This window comes from Streptomyces sp. NPDC085481, from assembly GCF_044541845.1.
In the GTDB taxonomy this organism is placed as follows: Bacteria; Actinomycetota; Actinomycetes; order Streptomycetales; family Streptomycetaceae; genus Streptomyces.
In genome coordinates this window covers 550,282-571,430 of the sequence record NZ_JBITTJ010000002.1, presented here as the reverse complement: position 1 = coordinate 571,430, position 21,149 = coordinate 550,282, and the positions used below count along the sequence as shown (strand labels likewise).

General features: G+C 72.8%; 20 protein-coding genes. 7 read left to right on the top strand and 13 right to left on the bottom strand.

What is annotated here, in order from left to right:
- Positions 1-106: 106 nt before the first annotated feature.
- Positions 107-1,561: a D-alanyl-D-alanine carboxypeptidase/D-alanyl-D-alanine-endopeptidase gene (gene dacB, locus ACIGEZ_RS08460; protein ID WP_399827412.1), complete on the bottom strand. Its 1,455-nt coding sequence runs from the start codon at positions 1,559-1,561 to the stop codon at positions 107-109.
- A gap of 105 nt (positions 1,562-1,666) precedes the next feature.
- On the opposite strand from dacB, the gene ACIGEZ_RS08455 reads away from it, so the two are divergent.
- Positions 1,667-2,158 (top strand): inorganic diphosphatase, encoded by a 492-nt coding sequence (locus ACIGEZ_RS08455; protein WP_399827409.1) that lies wholly within the window; start codon positions 1,667-1,669, stop codon positions 2,156-2,158.
- A gap of 220 nt (positions 2,159-2,378) precedes the next feature.
- Positions 2,379-4,037 carry a threonine/serine exporter family protein gene (locus tag ACIGEZ_RS08450; RefSeq protein WP_399827608.1) on the top strand — a complete coding sequence of 553 codons (1,659 nt, stop codon included), beginning with the start codon at positions 2,379-2,381 and terminating at the stop codon, positions 4,035-4,037.
- A gap of 36 nt (positions 4,038-4,073) precedes the next feature.
- Here ACIGEZ_RS08450 and ACIGEZ_RS08445 read toward each other — a convergent pair whose 3' ends face one another.
- Positions 4,074-4,793, bottom strand: coding sequence for a DedA family protein (locus tag ACIGEZ_RS08445; RefSeq protein WP_399827407.1), 720 nt, complete (start codon positions 4,791-4,793; stop codon positions 4,074-4,076).
- 164 nt (positions 4,794-4,957) lie between these two features.
- On the opposite strand from ACIGEZ_RS08445, the gene ACIGEZ_RS08440 reads away from it, so the two are divergent.
- The 3 genes from ACIGEZ_RS08440 to ACIGEZ_RS08430 all read left to right on the top strand — a co-directional run bounded on the left by ACIGEZ_RS08440 (position 4,958) and on the right by ACIGEZ_RS08430 (position 8,155).
- Positions 4,958-5,326: a YbjQ family protein gene (locus tag ACIGEZ_RS08440; protein WP_399827404.1), complete on the top strand. Its 369-nt coding sequence runs from the start codon at positions 4,958-4,960 to the stop codon at positions 5,324-5,326.
- Positions 5,327-5,439: 113 nt separating this feature from the next.
- The gene (locus ACIGEZ_RS08435; RefSeq protein WP_399827402.1) at positions 5,440-6,708 is read left to right on the top strand and encodes an ion channel protein; all 1,269 of its coding nucleotides are present in this window, start codon (positions 5,440-5,442) and stop codon (positions 6,706-6,708) included.
- Between the two features lie 28 nt (positions 6,709-6,736).
- On the top strand, positions 6,737-8,155 hold the full coding sequence (locus ACIGEZ_RS08430; RefSeq protein ID WP_399827399.1) for a glutamate decarboxylase: 1,419 nt from the start codon (positions 6,737-6,739) through the stop codon (positions 8,153-8,155).
- An 18-nt stretch (positions 8,156-8,173) separates the two neighbouring features.
- On the opposite strand, the gene ACIGEZ_RS08425 is transcribed toward ACIGEZ_RS08430, so the two are convergent.
- From ACIGEZ_RS08425 to ACIGEZ_RS08405, 5 genes are all read right to left on the bottom strand, one after another.
- Positions 8,174-9,337 (bottom strand): exo-alpha-sialidase, encoded by a 1,164-nt coding sequence (locus ACIGEZ_RS08425; protein WP_399827396.1) that lies wholly within the window; start codon positions 9,335-9,337, stop codon positions 8,174-8,176.
- Between the two features lie 190 nt (positions 9,338-9,527).
- Positions 9,528-10,115 carry a PadR family transcriptional regulator gene (locus ACIGEZ_RS08420; protein ID WP_399827394.1) on the bottom strand — a complete coding sequence of 196 codons (588 nt, stop codon included), beginning with the start codon at positions 10,113-10,115 and terminating at the stop codon, positions 9,528-9,530.
- Between the two features lie 42 nt (positions 10,116-10,157).
- Complete coding sequence (locus ACIGEZ_RS08415; protein WP_399827391.1) at positions 10,158-10,697, bottom strand: DinB family protein; 540 nt, start codon at positions 10,695-10,697, stop codon at positions 10,158-10,160.
- Between the two features lie 97 nt (positions 10,698-10,794).
- Positions 10,795-12,255 carry an aldehyde dehydrogenase family protein gene (locus tag ACIGEZ_RS08410; RefSeq protein WP_399827388.1) on the bottom strand — a complete coding sequence of 487 codons (1,461 nt, stop codon included), beginning with the start codon at positions 12,253-12,255 and terminating at the stop codon, positions 10,795-10,797.
- 92 nt (positions 12,256-12,347) lie between these two features.
- Positions 12,348-13,220 carry a helix-turn-helix domain-containing protein gene (locus ACIGEZ_RS08405; protein WP_399827385.1) on the bottom strand — a complete coding sequence of 291 codons (873 nt, stop codon included), beginning with the start codon at positions 13,218-13,220 and terminating at the stop codon, positions 12,348-12,350.
- A 324-nt stretch (positions 13,221-13,544) separates the two neighbouring features.
- Between ACIGEZ_RS08405 and ACIGEZ_RS08400 the strand changes: the two genes are divergently transcribed.
- Positions 13,545-14,048: an ATP-binding protein gene (locus tag ACIGEZ_RS08400; protein WP_399827383.1), complete on the top strand. Its 504-nt coding sequence runs from the start codon at positions 13,545-13,547 to the stop codon at positions 14,046-14,048.
- Between the two features lie 138 nt (positions 14,049-14,186).
- Here the strand turns inward: ACIGEZ_RS08400 and ACIGEZ_RS08395 are convergent, their stop codons facing one another.
- The 6 genes from ACIGEZ_RS08395 to ACIGEZ_RS08370 form a co-directional block, all read right to left on the bottom strand.
- Positions 14,187-14,399 carry a DUF397 domain-containing protein gene (locus ACIGEZ_RS08395; RefSeq protein ID WP_063992029.1) on the bottom strand — a complete coding sequence of 71 codons (213 nt, stop codon included), beginning with the start codon at positions 14,397-14,399 and terminating at the stop codon, positions 14,187-14,189.
- A gap of 193 nt (positions 14,400-14,592) precedes the next feature.
- Positions 14,593-15,330: a hypothetical protein gene (locus tag ACIGEZ_RS08390; protein WP_399827380.1), complete on the bottom strand. Its 738-nt coding sequence runs from the start codon at positions 15,328-15,330 to the stop codon at positions 14,593-14,595.
- Entirely contained in the window at positions 15,327-15,908 is a 582-nt protein-coding gene (locus tag ACIGEZ_RS08385; protein WP_399827606.1) for a SigE family RNA polymerase sigma factor, read from the bottom strand. Before ACIGEZ_RS08385 ends, ACIGEZ_RS08390 begins: the two co-directional genes overlap by 4 nt.
- Before the next feature lie 191 nt (positions 15,909-16,099).
- Positions 16,100-16,630 (bottom strand): hypothetical protein, encoded by a 531-nt coding sequence (locus tag ACIGEZ_RS08380; RefSeq protein ID WP_399827377.1) that lies wholly within the window; start codon positions 16,628-16,630, stop codon positions 16,100-16,102.
- A 152-nt stretch (positions 16,631-16,782) separates the two neighbouring features.
- Positions 16,783-18,843 carry an FUSC family protein gene (locus ACIGEZ_RS08375; RefSeq protein WP_399827375.1) on the bottom strand — a complete coding sequence of 687 codons (2,061 nt, stop codon included), beginning with the start codon at positions 18,841-18,843 and terminating at the stop codon, positions 16,783-16,785.
- A gap of 151 nt (positions 18,844-18,994) precedes the next feature.
- Positions 18,995-20,128, bottom strand: coding sequence for a DUF2786 domain-containing protein (locus ACIGEZ_RS08370; RefSeq protein ID WP_399827372.1), 1,134 nt, complete (start codon positions 20,126-20,128; stop codon positions 18,995-18,997).
- Between the two features lie 107 nt (positions 20,129-20,235).
- Here ACIGEZ_RS08370 and ACIGEZ_RS08365 point away from each other — a divergent pair, with 107 nt between their 5' ends.
- The gene (locus ACIGEZ_RS08365) at positions 20,236-21,051 is read left to right on the top strand and encodes an NAD(P)H-binding protein (RefSeq protein ID WP_399827369.1); all 816 of its coding nucleotides are present in this window, start codon (positions 20,236-20,238) and stop codon (positions 21,049-21,051) included.
- Positions 21,052-21,149 lie beyond the last annotated feature (98 nt).

Below are 21,149 nucleotides of genomic sequence, written 5' to 3'. Positions count from 1 at the left end.
CTATTCGCCCGGGTCAGGCCAGTGGCGGGGGCGGCGGCCCGGCGCCGTGTGAGGGCCGGTCGGCGAGCGGCCCGCGGGGTGGTGGGCGGGCCGGTCGGCCGGCCGGTCAGCGGGGCGGGGCGAGGGCGGCCGAGAGGCGGTCGAGGGCGGGCTGGGCGGTGTCCGGGGAGGTGGTGCGGCCGGCGAGGAAGGCGAAGGCGAGCAGCCGGCCGTCGGCGGTGACGACGGTGCCGGCGAGGGTGTTGACGCCGGTGAGGGTGCCGGTCTTGGCTCGGACCAGGCCCGCGCCGGAGGCGGCGGGGCCGGTGCCGAAGCGGCCGGCGAGGGTGCCGCTGAAGCCGCCGACGGGCAGTCCGGTCAGGACGGGCCGCAGGGTGGGTCGGGCGGGGTCGGCCGCGCGGGTGAGGATGCCGGTGAGCAGGGCCGCGGAGACGCGGTCGCGCCGGTCGAGTCCGCTGCCGTCGGCGAAGTGGGCGCCGGCGAGCGGGAGGCCGAGGCGGGCGAGCTCGTCGTGGACGGCCTTGGCGGCGCCGGCGAAGCTCGCGGGCTGCCTGCGGGCGAGCGCGGTCTGCCGGGCGAGGGCCTCGGCGAGGTCGTTGTCGCTGTTGGTGAGGGTGCGCTCGACGAGGTCGGCGAGCGGCGCGGAGTACGTACGGGCCAGGGGCGCGGCCTGCGTGGCTCCGGCGGTCTTCGCCTGCGGGGCCTTCGGGGCCCTGCCTGGCGCGGGGTCGCCGTCGACGGTGACGCCGGCCTTGCGCAGGAGCTCGGCGAAGGCGGTGGCGGTCTCGCCGGCCGGGTCGGCGGTGCGCGGGGCGGGCCCGCTGCGGCTGTCGTCGAGGCGGCCCTCGTCGGTCATGAGGGCGCTGAGGGGCGCGATGTTCTCGTTGCGGCCGATGGGGTGGAGCTCGGGACCCTTGTAGAGGCTGGTGTCGTACGTGAGGCGTACGTGTACGGGGTTGGCCCGGGTCCTGAGGGCGCGGGCGGTGGCGTCGGCGAGGGCCTTGAGGCGGGCCTTGTCGAGGGTGGGGTCGCCGCCGCCGACGAGGGTGACGGTGCGGCCGTCGGGGGCGGCGACGGTGCTGGTGGCGATGCGGTGGTCGGGGCCGAGGGCGGAGAGCGCGGCGGCCGCGGTGGCGATCTTGACGGTGGAGGCGGGGGTCATCGGGGTGCCCGCGCCCTCCCCGTACAGCTGCCTGCCGGTGGCGGTGTCGACGACGGAGGCGGTGCGCAGGGGGCCGAGGCCGGGGTCGGCGAGCAGGGGCACGAGGACGGCGGCGAGGTCGTCGCCCTTCCGGGTGGCCGTGGTGCCGGGTCCGGCCGGGGTGCCGAGGGCGCGCAGGACGCCGGCGGCGCTGGGTGCGGGGGCCGGGCGGCGCGGTGCGGCGGCGGGGGCGCCGGCGTGATGTGCGCCACCTGTCGTTCCGGCTGCGACCGCGCGGGCCCGCTCGGCCTTACGCTGACCGTTGTCCCACGGGCCGGCCGCGGCCACCGCTCCGGCGGCCAGGGCCAGACCGAGCACGGCGGAGCCCGCCGCGAGCTGCCAGGTTCTCGGCTCCGGCATGTGATGACCAGCCCCTTTCGCGATCAAGACCCTGCGTGAGGGACACTTAACCACCGCGCGTCGTCGCGAGCATTGACATGTGTTGATTCAGGAGGAGATCCACCCGTGGAGTTCGACGTCACCATCGAGATCCCCAAGGGATCGCGGAACAAGTACGAGGTCGACCACGAGACCGGTCGGATCCGCCTGGACCGCCGTCTCTTCACCTCGACCGCCTACCCGACCGACTACGGCTTCGTCGAGAACACCCTCGGCGAGGACGGTGACCCGCTGGACGCGCTCGTCATCCTCGACGAGCCGACCTTCCCGGGCTGCCTGATCAAGTGCCGCGCCATCGGCATGTTCCGCATGACGGACGAGGCCGGCGGCGACGACAAGCTGCTGTGCGTCCCGGCGACCGACCCGCGGATGGAGCACCTGCGCGACATCCACCACGTGGCCGAGTTCGACCGCCTGGAGATCCAGCACTTCTTCGAGGTCTACAAGGACCTGGAGCCCGGCAAGTCCGTCGAGGGCGCCGACTGGGTCGGTCGCGCCGAGGCCGAGGTCGAGATCGAGAAGTCGTACAAGCGCTTCAAGGAGTCGGGCGGCCACTGAGCCCCTGCTCGGCTGGGCCCATGAGGCTTCGGGGCCTGTGAGGCTTCGGGCCTGTGAGGCTTCCGCGCCGGTGAGGCTTCCGGCCCCGTGAGGCTTCCGCGCCTGTGAAGGGCGGTGCACCTGCTGAGGTGCACCGCCCTTCGCGCGTTCATACTGGCGGGGAACGGGCCCGTATGGGGCCCGGCGGTGCGGGTAGCAGGCCGGAGTGAGGGCGGACAGAGTGGTGGCGAGGCCGGACGGGCCCGAGGAGGCCCCGGAGGACCGGAAGCCGCAGTCGGACGAGGCACACAGCGCGTTCACCCCGCCGGCCGGGGTGGAGCAGCCGGCGCCCCCGGAGGAGGAGCATCCGACCTCCGAGTTCGCCCTGCCGGAGGGGCTCGCGCCCGAGCCGCCGGCGGAGCAGGAAGGTTCCGCCTTCGCCACGCCCTCGACGTACTCGGCCAAGGACTCCCCGCCTGCCTTCACGCCCGCGTACGGCGTGCCGCTGGTCAAGCTGTCGCAGGACGCGCCCTGGCAGGACCGGATGCGGACGATGCTGCGGCTGCCGGTGGGTGAGCGGCCGGTGCCGGAGTTGCCGCGCAAGGAGGACGAGAGCGGCCCGCCGGTGCCGCGCGTGCTCGACCTGACGCTGCGTATCGGCGAGCTGCTGCTCGCGGGCGGCGAGGGCGCGGAGGACGTCGAGGCGGCGATGTTCGCGATCTGCCGTTCGTACGGTCTGGACCGCTGCGAGCCGACGGTCACCTTCACGCTGCTGTCGGTCACGTACCAGCCGTCGCTGGTGGACGACCCGGTGACGGCGAACCGCACGGTACGGCGCCGGGGCACCGACTACACCCGTCTGGCGGCGGTCTACCAGCTGCTCGCCGACATCAATCTGAAGGCGCACGAGGTGTCGCCTGAGGAGGCGTACCGGCGCCTGGCGGAGATACGGCGTAACCGGCACCCGTACCCCGGGTGGGTGCTCACCGGGGCGGCCGGTGTCCTCGCGGGCGCGGCGTCGGTGCTGCTCGGCGGCGGGCCGACGGTGTTCTTCGTGGCGGCGCTCGGCGCGATGCTGGGCGACCGGCTCGCCTGGCTGTGCGCGGGGCGCGGGCTGCCGGAGTTCTACCAGTTCCTGGTGGCGGCGATGCCGCCGGCGGCGGTGGGTGTGGCGCTGACGATGCTGCACGCGGACCTGCGGCCCTCGGCGGTGATCACCGGTGGCCTGTTCGCGCTGATCCCGGGGCGGGCCCTGGTGGCGGCCGTGCAGGACGGGCTCACCGGCTTCTACATCACGGCCTCCGCCCGGCTCCTGGAGGTCGGGTACTTCTTCGTGGCCATCGTGGTGGGCGTGGTGTCGGTGCTGTACCTGGCGGTGCAGTTCGGCGCCCCGCTCAATCCGGAGGGGACGCTGAGTCCGGTCGAGCGGCCGGTGGTGCAGATCGCGGCGTCGATGGTGCTGTGCGCGACCTTCGCGGTGCTCTTGCAGCAGTCGCGGGCGACGGTGCTGTTCGCGACGCTGAACGGCGGGGTCGCCTGGGTGATCTACGCCTCGATCGCGGTGACGGCGGACGGCTCGGCGGTGATGGCGACGGCGGTGGCGGCCGGTCTGGTGGGGCTCTTCGGGCAGCTGGCCGCCCGCTACCACCACACGTCCTCCCTGCCGTACGTGACGGCGGCGATCGGTCCGCTGCTGCCGGGTTCCGCGACGTACTTCGGGGTGCTCGCGATCGCCCAGAACAACCTGGACCAGGGCTTCGCCTCGCTTGCGAAGGCGGCGGCCCTGGCCCTGGCGATCGCGATCGGCGTGAACCTGGGGGGCGAGCTGGCCCGGCTGTTCATGCAGGCGCCTGGGGCGGCGGCGGCCCGCCGCGCGGCGAAGCGTACGAGGGGCTTCTAGGCGGCCTTCCCCCAGGGCCTGGCGCGGCGGCCGCCTCTAGCGCTTGGCGTGGCGGCCGCGCTCGGCGGGCGGGTTCGGGGTGCCGGGGGCGTCGTGGTCGTTGTCGCCGTCGCCGCCGTCGTTCGCGGCGTTCTTCTTCGACTGGGAGCGGGCCCGCAGGTACTCGATCACGATCGGGACCACCGAGATCAGCACGATCGCGACGAGGATCATCTCGATGTGCTTGTGCACGAAGTCGATCTTGCCGAGGGAGGCGCCGAGCAGCGTCACGCCGGCGCCCCACAGCAGGCCGCCGATGATGTTGAAGGTGATGAACGAGCGGTAGTTCATCCGGCTGACACCGGCGATGATCGGCGTGAACGTCCGCACGATCGGCACGAAGCGGGCCAGGATGAGCGACTTCGGGCCGTGCTTCTCGAAGAACTCGTGCGCCTTCTCGACGTTCTCCTGCTTGAAGAGCTTGGAGTCGGGGCGCTTGAAGAGGGCCGGTCCGACCTTGCGGCCGAAGAGGTAGCCCACCTGGTCGCCGAGGATGGCCGCGGCGACCACCAGGGTGCACACCAGCCACAGGGGCTGGTCCAGCTTTCCGGTGGTGACGAGCAGGCCGGTGGTGAAGAGCAGCGAGTCACCCGGCAGGAAGAAGCCGATGAGGAGTCCGGACTCGGCGAAGACGATGACGAGGACACCGATCAGGCCGAAGGTCTGGATCAGATAGTCCGGGTCCAGCCAGCTCGGTCCGAGGGCAAGCGTGTTCACGGGTTCCGGGCTCCTGCGGTCGGTGGGGGCGAGACGGGGATGTCGTACGGGACTGCTGCCCCAAACTATCAACGCGAGGTGAACCCGCCGGGTTCCACCCGGCTCCCTCCGGGATGCGCGCGGGCCCGGCGCGCACCAGGCTGAGGCCCAGGAGGTGGATGCGGATGAGCATCGACGAGTACGGCGGCGGCCAGGGTGCCCAGTCGGATGTGCTGGTGGTCACGACGAACGACGTGCCGGGCTACCAGGTACGGCAGGTGATCGGCGAGGTCTTCGGCCTGACCGTCCGCTCCCGGCATCTGGGCAGCCAGATCGGCGCCGGGCTGAAGTCGATGATCGGCGGGGAGCTGAAGGGCCTGACCAAGACCCTGGTGCAGACCCGCAACCAGGCGATGGAGCGCCTGGTGGAACAGACGAAGGCGCGCGGCGGGAACGCGGTGCTCATGTTCCGCTTCGACGTCACGGACGCCGCGGACGTCGGCACGGAGGTCTGCGCGTACGGCACAGCGGTGGTGATCGCGCCGCGCGCCTAGCCAGGGGGTGCCTTTCGGATCAGCCCTGGCCACGAGCAGCCGGTTCCTGACGCGACGTGAGGCGCAAGCCGGGTCGCGACAGTTTGGGCGATTTGCTCACTTATGGTGGTTCGGTGGCCACCGAACCTCCCGCCCTTGAGGCCCCTCTTCGGGTCCTGCTGCCCCAGATCCTGCCCGCTCTCGTGGTCGGGGTGGCCTCGGCGCTCCTGTTCCTGGGGATCAGCGAGCTCGCCGACGAACTCAAGGAGGTGCTGTGGGACACCCTTCCGGACGCGCTCGGCATCGGCAGCTACTCCTCGCTGTGGGTGATCGTCATGCTCACCGCGAGCGGCCTCGCGGTCGGACTCGTCGTATGGAAGGTGTACGGGCATGCCGGCCCCGATCCGGCCGCCGAGGGGCTCGGGGGGCCGCCGTCCCCCCCGGGTGTGGTCCCGGGCCTGCTGCTCGCCAGCGCCCTCGCGCTGGCCGGCGGCGTCAGCCTCGGCCCGGAGAACCCGACGATCGCCTCGGCCATCGCCCTCTCCTACTGGCTGGGCCGCCGGGTCGCGCCGGCCGTGCCGGGCGCCTTCTGGGTCTCGCTGGCCATCTCCGGCACCCTCGGCGCCCTGTTCGGCACCCCCGTGGCCGCCGCGCTCGTCATCTCCGAGGCCCTGGTCGGAAAGCCGGGCCCCGGCTCGCTGTGGGACCGTCTGTTCGCCCCGCTGCTCGCCGCCGGGGCCGGGGCCACGACCACCCAGCTGATCGCCCACCCGAGCTTCGCCATGGGACTGCCGCCACTGGGCGACCCCGGCTTCGAGGACGTGCTGGCCGCGCTCGTCGTCGCCACCCTCGCCGCGGTCTTCGGTCTTCTCGCCTGCTACGCCTTCCCGTACGTCCACCGCGCCTTCCGGCGGCTGAAGCACCCGATGCTGATGCTGCCGGTCGGCGGCCTGGTCCTCGGTCTGCTGGGCGCGTTCGGCGGGCAGCTGACGCTCTTCAAGGGACTGGACCAGACCAAGGAGCTGGTCTCCTCGATCGGCGTCTACGACTCGGGCGAGCTGACCAAACTGGCGGTGGTGAAGGTGCTCGCCCTGCTCGTCGCCGCCTCGGCCGGCTTCCGCGGCGGCCGGGTCTTCCCCTCCGTGTTCGTCGGCGCCGCGTTCGGCCTGATCGCCCAGGCGCTCATCCCCGAGATCCACCCGGCGGTCGCCGTCTCCTCCGGTGTCCTCGGCGTCCTGCTCGCCACCACACGGCAGGGCTGGGTGAGCCTCTTCGTCGCCGACGTGGTCGCCTCCTCGCCCTCGATGCTGGCCGTGCTCTGCCTCGCCTCCCTGCCCGCCTGGCTGGTCGTCACCGGCCGCCCCATCCTCCAACTCGACGAGCACGGACACTCCCTGCGCTGAAACCGAACCCCCGAACGAAGGAGCCCCCGTGGCCTTGCACCAGGGTCCTGACGCCCAGGACACCCGACACTTCCGCCGCCTGGCCTTCAACCCCTTCTACGGTGAGGCCAACCCGGTCGGCGGCATGACCGAGGCACCACCCCTCCACCGGCTCCCCGACGGGCCGCTGCCACCCATGAGCGCCTATCAGCTGGTCCACGACGAGCTGATGCTCGACGGCAACTCCCGTCTCAACCTGGCCACCTTCGTCACCACCTGGATGGAGCCCCAGGCGGGGGTGCTCATGGCCGAGTGCCGCGACAAGAACATGATCGACAAGGACGAGTACCCGCGCACCGCCGAACTGGAGCGCCGCTGCGTCGCCATGCTCGCCGACCTGTGGAACGCCCCCGACCCCTCCGGCGTCGTCGGCTGCTCCACCACCGGCTCCAGCGAGGCCTGCATGCTGGCCGGCATGGCCCTCAAGCGCCGCTGGGCCAAGCGCAACGCCGACCGCTACCCGGGCAGCGCCCGCCCCAACCTGGTGATGGGCGTCAACGTCCAGGTCTGCTGGGAGAAGTTCTGCAACTTCTGGGAGGTCGAGGCCCGCCTCGTGCCCATGGAGGGCGAGCGCTTCCACCTCGACGCCGAATCGGCCGCGGCGCTCTGCGACGAGAACACCATCGGCGTCGTCGCCGTCCTCGGCTCCACCTTCGACGGCTCCTACGAGCCCGTCGCCGACATCTGCGCCGCGCTCGACGCCCTGCAGGAACGCACCGGACTCGACATCCCCGTCCACGTCGACGGCGCCTCCGGCGGCATGGTCGCCCCCTTCCTCGACGAGGACGTGGTGTGGGACTTCCGGCTCCCCCGGGTCTCCTCGATCAACACCTCCGGCCACAAGTACGGACTCGTCTACCCGGGGGTCGGCTGGGCGCTGTGGCGCTCGCCCGCCGAACTGCCCGAAGAGCTGGTCTTCCGGGTCAACTACCTGGGCGGCGACATGCCCACCTTCGCCCTCAACTTCTCCCGACCCGGCGCCCAGGTCGTCGCCCAGTACTACACGTTCCTCAGGCTGGGCCGGGAGGGCTACCGGGCGGTCCAGCAGACCACCCGGGACGTCGCCCGGGGCCTGGCCGAACGGATCGACGCCCTGGGTGACTTCCGCCTCCTCACCCACGGCGACCAGCTCCCCGTCTTCGCCGTCACCACCTCTCCCGAGATCACCGCCTTCGACGTCTTCGACGTCTCCCGCCGGCTGCGCGAACACGGCTGGCTCGTCCCGGCCTACACCTTCCCCGCGAACCGCGAGGACCTGTCGGTGCTGCGGATCGTCTGCCGCAACGGCTTCTCCGCCGACCTGGCGAACCTCCTCATGGAGGACCTGGAGCGACTGCTCCCCGAACTCCGCAGCCAGTCACGCCCGTTCACCCATGACAAGCGAGCCGCCACCGCCTTCCACCACTGAGGCCGCGCCGCGCCCCGGTCAACCGCTCTCGCCGACCGGGTCCTCACAGGCCAGCCGGAACTCGGCCCAGCGCACCCCGTCCCGCGTCGTCGCGTACTGGCAGCGGCTCGCCTCCCTCAGCAGCCCGACCCCGGTGCGCCACACCCAGGACGTGCCCTCTCCGGTGCCGTGGAAGGTGCGGCCGCCGTCCGCGCTCTCGTACGGCGAGAGCTGGCCCGGGACCGTCACCCGGCCGCCCGGACCGGGCACCGGCAGGCCCGTGATGGTGCGCGGCTCCCGGACCGCGTCGGTGGTCCACATCCGGGTCCAGGTGCGACCGCCGTCGAGCGAGCGGTGCAGGGCCCGCATCGGGTTCTTCACGGGCTCGCCACCGGCCAGCTCGCCCAGCTCCGCCGCGTAGACCGCGTCCGGGCCCACCGCGACCGAGACGCCCCACCCGGGGGTCGTCGCCGTGCTCGGCAGCCGGCTCGCGGACCAGCTGCGGCCCGCGTCCCGCGAGACCGCGACCGCGGCCCCACCCGTGACCGGGTCCCTGCCCGCCACCCACCAGGAGCCGTCCGGCTCGGCCACCTGCGCCGGGCGCGGGCTCGCCCCGAGCCGCGGCACCCGGGCGAGGGTCCGGCGCCGGCCGTCCTGCGGCGAGACGACGACCAGCCGCTCGCTCTCGCACTCGTCCGGCGCGGCCCGCAGCGGCTTCACGCACGCGGTGGTGAGGACCGCGCCGTCGGGTATCAGCGGGGCCGTGCCGATCGTGCGCCGGTCGATCGCGCGCCAACTCCGTCCGCCGTCCCGGGTGAACCAGGTCCGCTCCGGCTCCTCGCCGCCGCCGTCCTCGACGACCGCCCGCCCCGACCCGAGGACCAGGAGGTTCGCGGAGACGCCCTTGGTGGCCGGTATCTCGGGCAGCGGGGTGGACCGCACCGCCCACGAGCGGGCGCCCCGGTCGAGGACCGCGACCAGCTGGCGGCAGAAGCCGTCGGCCGGCCGGGCCCCGTCCGTCACACAGTCCACGAGCAGCGTGAACCCGCTGCCGTCGGCCGCGAACCCCGTGCCGTACGCCCACCCGGGCAGCCCGGGCGCGGACGGTATCCGCGCCGGAGCCCCGTACGAGCCGCCCGACGGCCGTGCCGTCGGCGCTGTCCTCGTCGGTGTGCTCGTCGGTGTCGTCGTCGGCGTGGTCACCGGTCTCGGTGCCGGTGCCGGTGCCGGTGCCGGCGGACTCGTGCAGGCCGCCGACAGAAGCAGCAGTAGCAGAGCGGCACAGGCCGCCGTCCAGGAACCGCGCATCGCACTCCCCCTGTTCTCCGTCTGCTTCTGTTACACCGCTCACCGCCTTCGGGTTCCCACCTCCGCGCCCCCTTTTTTTCCGCGTTCACGGAAGGACGCCGACGAACGGCTCGCCCTCCCCCGCGAAGACGTACGCCCCGCCCTCGATCCGGTCGATCAGGCCCAAGGTCCACTCACGGCCGGCGTCCGCCGAGTGCACCCAGAGGTGCATGATCTCGCCGATGTGGCCGAGCTGCCCCGGACCGCCCTCCGGCGTGTAGTACTCGGTGACCTCCGCCCGCCAGGCGTCCAGGCCCCGCAGCCGGGCCCGCAGCAGCTCCACGGCCTCCGCCCGGGGCAGGTCCACGATGAAGCCGATGGCCGCGGACAGGACGTCCGTCTGCTGGTCGTACGTGGAAAGGGCCTCGCGCAGCAGCCGGAAGTACTCCTCGGCGCCCTCGGCCGTGATCTCGTACTCGACCCGCGGCGGGCCGCCCGCCGTGCTCGGCGCGATCTCGTCCGCGCGCAGCAGGCCCTGCTTCGCCATCTGCTTCAGCGCGTGGTAGATCGAACCGGGCTTGGCGTTGGACCACTCGTGCGCGCCCCAGTACTCCAGGTCGTGGCGCACCTGGTACCCGTGGGCGCGACCGTGCTGCTTGACCGCGCCCAGGACGAGCAGCCGGATCGCCGACATCCCACGTACCTCCCTGGTCAATGCCGACCAGGGTAGGGGCGTTCAGCCCTGCCGCTCCAGCTCCAGCAGGTCGAAGGAGCCCTTGCCGTCCAGGGACTCGCGGATGACGTCCGCGTGCCCGGCGTGCCGGCCCATCTCCTGGACCAGGTGCAGCAGCATCCAGCGCACCGTGACCCGGCCGTCCTTCGGGAACCAGGGCGCCGGTGGCAGCGGGAAGGTGTCGTCCAGGCTCGGCACGGACCGGACGAACTCCTCGGTCTCCTTCGCCACGCCCTCCCAGAAGGCCAGCGTCTGCGGGATGCTCTCGCCGTCGAGGATCCGGAAGCCCTCGTTCCAGGTCTCCTGGGTACGCTGCCGCTCGTTCGGCCGCTGCTGCGCGAGCCGCAGCCAGTTGAGCTCGACCTCCGCGACGTGCTTGATCAGGCCGGAGAGGGTCAGCTCACTGGCGCTGGGGCGGCTCGCCGCCTGCTCCTCGGTGAGCCCCGATGACGCCCGGACGATCGCTGCGCGCTGGGCCTCGATGAAGTTGAGGAACGCGCCGCGCTCGTCGCCGGGGGCCTCTGCGGGAACGAGAGCAACCATGATGTCCGCCTTCCGTGCGTCTTCTTCTTCCGACACCGACAACGCTACGGATGCACGCGGACAGCTTCTGTCCTAAATCGCGCCGTGAAGCCGATTCCTAGAACGGGAAGCGGCTGCGGCCGTGCTGGATCGAGATCCACTTCTGGGTGGTGAAGACCTCGACCATCGCCTCGCCGTTGAGCCGGCCGATGCCCGAGTGCTTCTCGCCGCCGAACGGCACGATCGGCTCGTCGTGCACGGTGCCGTCGTTGATGTGGATCATGCCGGTGTGGATGCGCTTGGCGACCCGCACACCGCGCTCGATGTCGCCGGTGTGGACGGCGCCGCTGAGCCCGTACGGCGTGTCGTTGGCGATCCGTACCGCCTCCTCCTCGCCGTCGAAGGGGACGATCAGGGCCACCGGGCCGAAGATCTCCTGACCCAGGACCGGCGCGTCCGCGGCGATGCCGGTGAGGACGGACGGCGCGACGACATTGCCGTCGACCGCGCCGTGCAGCAGGGCCGTCGCGCCGGACTCGATGGTCTGGTCGACGAGCGCGGACACGGCCTCCGCCTGCTGGGAGTTGATGAGCGGGCCGATGTGGGTGGCGGGGTCGGCCGGGTCGCCGACCCGCAGGGTCTTCACCTTCGCCACGAACTTCTCGGTGAACTCCGCCTCCAGGCTGCGGTCCACCAGGATCCGGTTGGCGGCCATGCAGACCTGGCCCTGGTGCACGAAGCGGCTGAAGACGGCCGCGTCCACCGCGTAGTCGAGGTCGGCGTCGTCGAGGACGATCAGGGCGCTGTTGCCGCCGAGTTCGAGCACGGCGTGCTTGAAGTTCTGGGCGCAGACGGTGGCGACATGCCGGCCGACCCGGTCGGAGCCGGTGAAGGAGATGACCTTCGGGACCGGGTGGGTCAGCAGCGCGTCGCCGATCTCGGCGATGTCGGTGACGACCACGTTGAGCAGGCCGGCCGGGAGCCCGGCGTCCTCCAGGACCTTGGCGACGAGGGTGCCGCCGCAGATCGGGGTGTTCTGGTGGGGCTTGAGCACGACCGCGTTGCCGAGGGCGAGCGCCGGGGCCACCGACTTGATCGACAGCAGGAAGGGGAAGTTGAAGGGCGAGATGACGCCGACGACGCCGACCGGCAGGCGGTAGACCCGGTTCTCCTTGCCGTCCACCGGCGAAGGCAGGATGCGGCCCTCGGGGCGCAGCGCCAGCTGGATCGCCTCGCGCAGGAACTCCTTGGCCAGGTGCAGCTCGAAGGCGGCCTTCAGGCGGGTGCCGCCGAGCTCGGCGACGATCGCGTCGGCTATCTCCTGCTCGCGGTCCTCGACGATCCGCAACGCGCGCTCGAAGACGAGGCGGCGGGTGTACGGGTTGGTCTCGGCCCACTCGGCCTGGGCGCGCTCGGCGGCGCGGTAGGCGCGGTCGACCTCGGCGACGCTGGCCACGGTGATCGCGGCCAGCTTCTCCCCCGTGTACGGGTTGAAGTCGATGATGTCCCAGGAGCCGCTGCCGGGCTTCCACTCGCCGTCGATGTACTGGTGGGCCAGTTCGGTGAAGTAGGACGACATGGAACGAGACCCCTTACCCGCGGTGGCGGACGTCGGCACGGACGACGGACAGACGCATCACATCACTGATGTCACGTCATCGTACTTACGTCTCATGAGAGTTGGAGGAGTCCCCGAAGAAGGTCTCGACTTTCGGCCGGGTCCGGACTGTCCTTCTGCAGCCGCTGCATCACGCGCGCGTACTGGCCGACCTCCTCGCGCTTGTCGAGGTAGAGGGCGCTGGTCAGCTGTTCCAGGTAGACGACGTCGGAGAGGTCCGACTCCGGGAAGCTCAGCATCGTGAAGGCGCCGCTCTCGCCGGCGTGGCCGCCGAAGCTGAACGGCATGACCTGGAGCGTGACGTTCGGGTGTTCGGAGATCTCGATGAGATGCCTCAACTGGCCCTGCATCACCGACCGGTCGCCGTAGGGACGGCGCAGCGCGGCCTCGTCGAGGACGGCGTGGAACCGGGGCGCGCGCTCGGCGACGAGGACCTTCTGCCGCTCCAGGCGGAGCGCGACCCGGCGGTCGATCTCGGCGCGCGGCGCGTCGGGCATGCCGCGCGTGACGACGGCGTGCGCGTACGCCTCGGTCTGCAACAGGCCGTGGATGAACTGGACTTCGTAGATACGGATGAGGGAGGCGGCGCCTTCGAGGCCGATGTACGTCTGGAACCAGCCCGGCAGGACGTCGCCGAAACTGTGCCACCAGCCGGCGACGTTGGCCTCGCGGGCCAGGCCGAGGAGCGAGCCGCGCTCGGTGTCGTCGCTGACTCCGTAGAGCGTGAGCAGATCCTCGACGTCCCGGGCCTTGAAGCTCACCCTTCCCAACTCCATACGGCTGATCTTGGATTCGGACGCGCGGATCGAATAGCCGGCCGCCTCGCGGGTGATGCCGCGCGATTCGCGCAGCCGCCTCAACTGGGAGCCCAGCAGGATCCGGCGCACCACACTCCCGCTCGCCCCGCTCGCTTCGCCTGCCGTCACGGCTCCAGCCTCCCCTTCACGGTGCTCCCTACGATGCCGAGCCCCCGTCGAGCCCCGGATTCTGCCACTAAACGCTTCAGCGCGTACACATTCGATTACGCAAAGAGGGCGGGTTCAGGGCACAGCGCATCCCTCTTGGGGACGACTTATGCACAGATTCGGCACGTGGGCGGACAGGTCCGGCGCGTGCACGTGCATCTGCCCTTGCATCCCTTCGACGCATTCGGAACCATGGACCCCGCGCAGCCGCGTATCGCGCGCGTTGCCGCACCGTTGTCGCACCACCTTGTCGCACCACCGCCGCGATTCCCGGGAGTGCCTCGCATGGGACCGAATGGATCGACCATGCTCGAGCCGTTACGGCAGGGGCTTCCGCCGATCGATCCCGCGGCCGTCTCCAACTCGGCCTCCTGCGCCCTGCCACCCCGCTACGAAGCGGTGCGCGGCGCGCGGAAGTTCACCCGGCAGACGCTGACCAACTGGGACCTCGCGGAGCGGTTCGACGACGTCGCCCTCGTCGTCTCGGAGCTCGTCACCAACGCGCTGCGCCACGCGGTGCCGCCGGACGCTGCCCCGGCGTACGAGGAAGGCCTGAATCCGCCCGTGCGGCTGCATCTGATGCGCTGGGCCTCACGCCTGGTGTGCGCCGTGCGCGACCCCAGCCGGCACAGCCCGGAGGCGCGGGAGGGCGACGAGGACTTCGCGGCCGAGTCGGGGCGCGGGCTGTTCCTGGTGGAGTCGTTCAGCGACAGCTGGGGCTGGCACCCGCTCGCGGGCACGCTGCACGGCAAGGTGGTGTGGGCGCTGTTCCGGCTGGGGCCGGAGTAGCGCAGCGCATACGCCGGAGCAGCGTCGCGCACCCCCCGGAGCAGCACCGCGCATCCCTGCGCATACGAGAAGGGCCCCGGCGGCTTCGTCGCCATCGGGGCCCTTTTCGTTCGTACTCCGTCACATCCGGTGGGATCGTCACACCAGGTGGTCGAACTCCCCGTCCTTGACGCCGAGCAGCAGGGCCTCTATCTCGGCGGGCGTGTAGACGAGCGCGGGGCCGTCGGGGTGGCGCGAGTTGCGGACGGCGACATCGCCCCCGGGCAGTTTGGCGAACTCCACACAGGAACCCTGGGAGTTACTGTGCCGGCTCTTCTGCCACACGACACCACGAAGCTCCGTGGCCGCCATGCCGTTGTACGCGTGGTCCGCGTGATGCACTGGTAGCTCCCCGAAATGTTTGGTGCACGTGTCAACTTCCTCGGATCATAGCTGTGTTCATATGCCAATGCGTGAGCAGATGCACGTGCACGAGGGGTGGCGTAGCGACTACGCGACTCCGCGCTACCGGCCAGTACGGGGCCGTCGGCCCTGGCCGTCACCCCTAGGGCATCCCCGGCAGCTCGGTCAGGCGCTTGCCCGTGCGGTCGTAAAGGGCCACGTCGGGGCTGTCGGCCGGGTCGGCGGGCGGCGGGGTGTGGGCGTACCAGACGCCCCAGCCCGGGCGGCCGGCCAGTTCGAGGAGGGTCGCGACGGTCTTCTTGCCGTCGACACCGGTGAGTTCGACCTTCCCGGCGTCGCGGGTGCCGTAGAACAGGCCCGAGTGGAAGATCCCCTTGCCGTCGCCCTCCGACTGGTGGCTCACGCCCGGTTCGGACCGGTCGATGTTGCCGTCACCCACGCTGCGGAAGTTCTCGAAACCGTCGGGGCCCGACCAGTACTTGCCCTCCTTGGTCAGCCACACCGTCGATCCGCCGCCGGCGTCGACCCGCTGCCCGGGGCGCACGGTGCGGACCGGCGGCAGGAGGGGCTCGGCGGATCCCGTGCTCCTGGCCACGGTGGGCGGGGCGGCGACGGACGGCACCGACGCCATCGGCGAGCGGGTCGCCCACCGGGGGACGAGGAGGTCGGCCGCGACCCCCGTCGCCGTGCCGGCGCAGAGCACCGCCAGGGCCGCCAGCGCCACCTTCCGGCGGCGGCGCTGCGCGCGGCCCGCGCGGGCGACGGCCGCCAGGGGGACCGGGTTCGGGGTGATCTCGTGCGCGGCCCGCGCGAACGCGACGCGGAGATCGTCGGCCACGTCCACGTCCCCGTCCAGGTCGGACTCGGACTCGGGTGTCATCGTCGTGCTCCGGAGGGGGCGGAAGGGGCGGCGGGGGCCGCTGGGGCGGGGACGTGCGGGAGGTGGGCGGTACCGGCCAGGGCCGGGTGGGCGCGCAGGGCCGCGAGGCCGCGCCGGGCATGGGTCTTGACCGTGCCGATCGAGCAGTGGAGCACCGTCGCGATCTCCTGCTCGGCCAGATCCTCCCAATAGCGCAGCACCATCACGGCGCGCTGCCGGGCGGGCAGGTCGCCTAACGCCGCGAGCAGCGCGGTGCGTTGCTCCACCGCCTCGGCGTGCCCCGCGGACGCGTGCCGCAGCGACTCCGGCAGCACCGGGGTGAGCAGGTGGACCACCCGCTTGCGGCGCAGCCGGCTGAGGTTGTTGTTGATCAGGGCGCGCCGCACATAGAGGTCGATCTCCTCGCGCGGGACCCGGCGCCAGCGGCCGTAGACCTTGGCGAGGGTCGTCTGCACCAGGTCCTCGGCCTCGTGGAAGTCACCCGTCAGCAGCTGTGCCGTACGCACCAGGCGCGGCCAGGCGGCGACGGCGAACTCGACGAAGCCGTCGTCGATGTCGCCGTTCCGGTCGCCATGCAGGTGCCGGTCGCCATGCCGGTGCCGGTCGGCGGACTCGTGCGACGCGGACTCGTGCGACACCGTGAGGGACCTCGTGATCGTTCGGGTGGGAAGGAAGGCAGGGCCCGCCCCGTGCCGGGCCCTGCCTGGTTCGTACGGCGTGGAAGCCGCGGTTCGTACGGCGCGGAAGCCGCGTTCGTACGGCGCGCGCCTCAGAAGCCCGGCAGCTCCGCGAGCAGGCGGCCGTTGCGGTCGTACAGCTTCACGCCGACGCCGTCGACCGAGCCCGCGCGGTGGGCGTACCAGACGCCCCAGCCCGGCCGGCCCGGCAGTTCGAGCAGGGTCGCCGAGGTCCTGCGTCCCCCGGCGTCGGTCAGCACCACCTTGCCCGCCTTCTTGGTGCCGTAGAAGAGGCCCGAGTGGAAGGTGGCGGTGGCGTCGCCCTCCGACTGGTGGCTGACGCCCGGCTCGGACGGGTCGATGTTGCCGTCGACGACGCTGCGGAAGTTCTCGGTGCCGTCGGGCCCCACCCAGTGCTTGCCCTCCTCCGTCAGCCACACCGTCCAGCCCTTGCCGGCGTCCACCCGCTCGCCGGACCGGACGACGCTCACGGGCGACGGGGGCTTGGCCACGGCGACGGCCGTCACCGTCGTGGTCCGCGCGGGTGCGGCGGCGACGGCGGCTGGTGCGGCGGTCACGGCGGCGGTCGCGAGCACGGCCGCCGCCGACAGGTACTTCTTCATGCGCTTGCTCCTGGTTCGGTTCCTCTGGCTCCTGCGCTCTCTCCACTCCTTCCAACTCCGTCCGGGATCCCGGCGGATGACACGGCGTCCGGAATCGCCGCAAAAGAAGTGCCCGGTTCCGCTCGGGGACGTCCTGACCCGCCCTCGCGCGCTCAGCGCGTGCGCGCGGGGTCGTCCAGCGCCGCCGACAGCTCGTCCAGCGCCTCCAGGAGCAGGGCGGCGCCCTTGACCAGAAGGAAGTGGTCCGGGGCACCCTCCCCCTCGTTCCAGGCCGTGACCGTCTCCCGCAGGTCGCCCCAGCCCGGCACCTTGCGCTCCCGGACCGCCTTCGCGCCCCGCTCCGTCGTGCGCCGCAGCGCCTCCGCGAGGGCCGCGGCGGCCGGTACGGGCGGGGCGCCGCGCTCGGGCAGGTGCGCCTCCAGGAGCATGGCGACCCGGCCGAACTGGGCCAGGGCGTGCTCGGCGTCGTCGGCCGCCGCGTGGGACAGGCCCCGGTGGCGCACCGGCTCGTGCGTGGCCCGGGCCACGCCCTCCTGCCAGGCGATCCTGGCCGTACGGGTGCCGAGCAGGGCCTCGCGCACGTCGGGGCAGACGGGTCCCGCCGGCTCCGCGTAGTGGGCGACGACGGCGGCCGCGTACCGCCCGTCGGCCACCAGCCAGTCCGCGATCCGGCCGCGCAACCGCGGCGTCTCCCAGGCCGGGTAGACGGCGTACGCGAGCATCGCGAGCGCCCCGCCGAGCAGCGTGAGCAGGACGCGTTCGCGGACGGTCTGGGTGAGGCCCGCGCCGTCCATGCCGAGCAGGAAGACGACGTACGCGGCGACGAAGACCTGGCTCGCCGCGTACCCCGTACGCATCAGGAGGTACATCGCGAAGGCGCACAGCACCGCGAGCGCCGCCGACAGATAGGTGCCCGGGTGCGCGGCCCGCACGATGGCCGTCGCGAGGCCGACCCCGACGAGGGTGCCGCCGAGGCGGGCGACGGAACGCGCGTACGTCTGCGAGAAGTCCGGGCGCATCACCATCACGGAGGCCATCGGCGCCCAGTAGCCGTGGCCGAGCGGAAGGGCGCTGCCGAGGAGGTAGCCGGCGCAGGCCACGGCGGTGACCCGGACGGCATGGCGCAGGACCGGCGACTCGTGCCGCAGTTCGGCCCTCATCTTCCCGAGCGCGACGGGCACCAGCCGGGCGAGGGTCGGGCGGCTGCGGGCCTCGGCGGCGGTCTCGGTGCGCGGTTCGGCCGTCTCCACGACGTCGTCGAGGAGCGCGGCGAGCCGGACGGCCGCCCTGCGGGGCGCGCCGGACAGGATCGCGAGCGTGTCCGGGGTGTGCAGCGCGGCGACCGCGGCGGGCGGAAGGGCGACGGGCTCGCCGTGCCGGATGGCGTGCGCGCAGGCGTCCAGGACCTCGCCCGCCGCGCCGAGCAGCTCGCGCACCCGGTCCCGCTGCGGCCCCTCCGCGGCCGCGCCGACGGCCGGGTCGGCGAGGGAGGCGAGCACCGGTCTGATCCGCTCGGCGAGCCCGCGCGCCCCGTGCAGCTCGGCGGGGCGGCGGCGGGCCTGGCGCGGGGTGACGGCGGCGGCGCTGCGGGCCGTCATGAGCGGTACGGGGTCGAAGGAGGCGGTCGGGTCGTGGCGCAGCCTGCGGGCGTAGTCCGCCTCGGCGGCCAGCGCGTCGGCGAGCGCGTCGCGCTGGGCGCCCCAGCGGCGTACCGGCAGCGCGACGATCAGCGCGGCCTGCACCAGGCCGCCGACGGCGATCATCGCGGCGTGGCCCGCGGCCGTGGCCACGGAGGTCGGGAGGGTGACGGTGACCAGCATGATCGCCACGTTGGAGGAGGCGATGATGCCGACGGTGGGGCCCGCGGCCCAGGCGAGCCCGGACAGGAAGGTCCACAGGGCGAGCAGGGCGAGGAAGAGGACCAGGTGGGTGCCGGTGAGGTAGCCGAGGAAGGTCGACACGGCGAGGCTCGCGCCGGAGGCGAGCGCGAGGGTGGGGCGGGGGCGGTACGAGCGCTGGAAGGTCGCGATGGCCGCCTGGAACGCGCCGAACGCCGAGGACGCCGCCACCGCCGGGCCGAACGCCGCCAGCGACACCCCGACGACGAGCGCGAGCCCCAGCGCCCCGCGGGCGGCCACGGCGGGTTCCAGTCGCCGCCGCTCCACGGTGAGGCCCGAGCGGGCGGTCTCCTTCAGCGCCCGGAGCCAGCTCATGGCGGCGAGCCTAGCCGCGATCTTGAGTGAAACGGGCATTTCGGAAGGGCCTTGGGAGGGGGAAGGCCTCTCTTCGGCTTTCGCGCCGTAGTCGCGCGGCCGCGCCGTCAGCCCCGCGCACCGGCATCGTCAGCCCCGCGCACCGGCGCCGTCAGCCCCGTCGCACCGGCGCCGTCCCCCCGCCCGTGGGCGGGTGCCGCAGGCCCGCCCGGTCGGCGGCCGAGGTGCCGTGGGTCCAGCCCTCCTCGTCCCAGGCGGCGCGTACGCGGCTGGTGCGGGTCTCCGGGAACAGCTCGTCCGTGCGGCCGGTCACCGCCAGGTCGCGGGAGGCCAGGGCGGGCAGCAGGGTCGGGGCCTCGGCGGCGACGCGGCGGGAGGTCGAGGAGAGGCGGGCGCCGAGACGGTTGGCGTAGGCGAGCAGGAACGACTGGCGGAAGGACTTGGTGCGCTTGCGGCCGCCCGCCCGCTGCTCCGCCTCCGCGCGGGTCATCGCGGCGGTGCCCTGGACGAGGAGGGAGGTGTAGAGGAGCTCCACCGGTTCAAGGTCGGCCTCGAAGCCGACGACCGTCGAGAAGCCGAAGCCCTCGTTCCACACCGCCCGGCAGTGGTTCGCCGTCGCCACCGCGTCGAGCAGGATCGCCTTGGCCTGCTCGTACGGCGGGTCGACGCCGATCCGGATCGCCCCCGGCGTCTCGGCGGTCGGCCCGCCCGCCGCGAGGCTCGCCTCGTCCAGGCTGTGCCGGGCCATCAGCTCCTGGGCCTTGGCGGTCAGCGCCTCGGCCTCCTCCGCGTACGTCGTCGCCTCGGCCTTCGCGAGCAGCGCCCGGATCCTGGTCAGCATCTTCGGCTCGCCCGCGGGCGGCGGCAGGGGCTCCCCGGGCACGGGTCCGACGGCGTCGAGGCGGGGCAGCCGGACGAGGAGCCGGTACAGCTCCAGGACGGCCGTCGCGTACGAGAAGCGGTCGGCGCTCCAGGTGTCGGTGTCCAGCACGTCGAGCTGCGCCTGCCAGCGGTGCGGCAGCCGCTCGTAGCGTGCCGTCTCGGCCCGGACGATGCCGCACAGGAGCCGTACGTGCTCGTCGGCCAGCTCGCGCCGGGCCATCCGGACGAGGTCGGCCGGCTGCCAGCCCCGCGCCCACAGGCTCCGGACGAACTCCTCGCCGCGCCGGGCCAGTCCGGCGTCCGCGCCGCGGTCGGCGGCGAGCAGGGAGGCCGCCGTGTCCAGCGCCCTGTCGTCGTCTCCGTACAGCGCCTCCAGTGCCTGCTCGACCGTGCTCCTGGTCATGCCGGGTGCCTCCGCGCCTTCACAGATCCTCTTCCCAAGATCACTTCCGTCCCTTCACGATGGTCCCAGGCGCTCCGCCACCTTCACCAATCGATCCAGGAGAATCCATGCTGCTCGTCACCGGTGTCTCCGGCGCGCTCGGCAAACTCGTCGCCGACCGGCTCTCCGGCCGCGAGGACGTCGTCCTCGGCACCCGCGCCGGACTGCCCGGCACCCGGCTCGTCGACTTCGACGACCCGTCCACCCTGCCGGCCGCCTTCGCGGGGATCGACACCCTGCTGCTGATCTCGGCCGGTTACGGCGAGGACGACGTCGTCGTCGCCCGGCACGAGGCCGCGATCTCCGCCGCCGAGGAGGCCGGGGTCGGTCACATCGTGTACACCAGCATCTCCGGCGACGGTGACCACCTCACGTACGCGCTCGCCCACCGCTGGACCGAGCGCCGGCTACAGCGCTCCACCGTGCGGTGGACGGTCCTGCGCAACGGCCTCTACGCCGAGTTCCTGACCTGGATCGCCGTCCCGGACGCCGACAACCGCATCACCGGCCCCCTCGGCGAGGGCGGTCTGGCCGCCGTCGCCCGCGCGGACCTCGCCGACATCGCGGCCTCCGTCGCTGCCGACCCCGCGCCGCACGCGGGTCGCGTCTACGAGCTGGTCGGCGACCGCGCGCTCGGCGGCGCCGACCTGGCGAAGGCGCTGGGCACCACGTACGCGCCCGGCACGCTGGCCGAGGCTCGTACCGCCATCGCCGCCTCCGGGGCGCAGGGCTTCCAGGTGCCGATGCTCGCGAGCACCTACTCGGCGATCGCGCACGGCTTCATGGACGGCAGCGGGGTCGAGAGCGACCTGCGCGCGCTGCTCGGCGGGCGGGAGCCGCTCGACGCCCTTGAGGTGTACGCCGCCGCCGTACGGCAGGGGTAGGGGCCCCGCCGCACGGCAGGCGTAGGGGCCCCGCCGCACGGCAGGGGTAGGGCCGGCCCTACCCCTGGACGCCCCCCAGTGGTCGTGATCGGGGGGTG

Bases quoted from the DNA above. Each gene is read 5' to 3' on its own strand.
- dacB (WP_399827412.1), bottom strand. From the start codon at position 1,561: ATGCCGGAGCCGAGAACCTGGCAGCTCGCGGCGGGCTCCGCCGTGCTC.
- ACIGEZ_RS08440 (WP_399827404.1), top strand. From the start codon at position 4,958: ATGAGCATCGACGAGTACGGCGGCGGCCAGGGTGCCCAGTCGGATGTG.
- ACIGEZ_RS08420 (WP_399827394.1), bottom strand. From the start codon at position 10,115: ATGTCGGCGATCCGGCTGCTCGTCCTGGGCGCGGTCAAGCAGCACGGT.
- ACIGEZ_RS08415 (WP_399827391.1), bottom strand. From the start codon at position 10,697: ATGGTTGCTCTCGTTCCCGCAGAGGCCCCCGGCGACGAGCGCGGCGCG.
- ACIGEZ_RS08410 (WP_399827388.1), bottom strand. From the start codon at position 12,255: ATGTCGTCCTACTTCACCGAACTGGCCCACCAGTACATCGACGGCGAG.
- ACIGEZ_RS08400 (WP_399827383.1), top strand. From the start codon at position 13,545: ATGGGACCGAATGGATCGACCATGCTCGAGCCGTTACGGCAGGGGCTT.
- ACIGEZ_RS08395 (WP_063992029.1), bottom strand. From the start codon at position 14,399: ATGGCGGCCACGGAGCTTCGTGGTGTCGTGTGGCAGAAGAGCCGGCAC.
- ACIGEZ_RS08390 (WP_399827380.1), bottom strand. From the start codon at position 15,330: ATGACACCCGAGTCCGAGTCCGACCTGGACGGGGACGTGGACGTGGCC.
- ACIGEZ_RS08380 (WP_399827377.1), bottom strand. From the start codon at position 16,630: ATGAAGAAGTACCTGTCGGCGGCGGCCGTGCTCGCGACCGCCGCCGTG.
- ACIGEZ_RS08375 (WP_399827375.1), bottom strand. From the start codon at position 18,843: ATGAGCTGGCTCCGGGCGCTGAAGGAGACCGCCCGCTCGGGCCTCACC.
- ACIGEZ_RS08370 (WP_399827372.1), bottom strand. From the start codon at position 20,128: ATGACCAGGAGCACGGTCGAGCAGGCACTGGAGGCGCTGTACGGAGAC.
- ACIGEZ_RS08365 (WP_399827369.1), top strand. From the start codon at position 20,236: ATGCTGCTCGTCACCGGTGTCTCCGGCGCGCTCGGCAAACTCGTCGCC.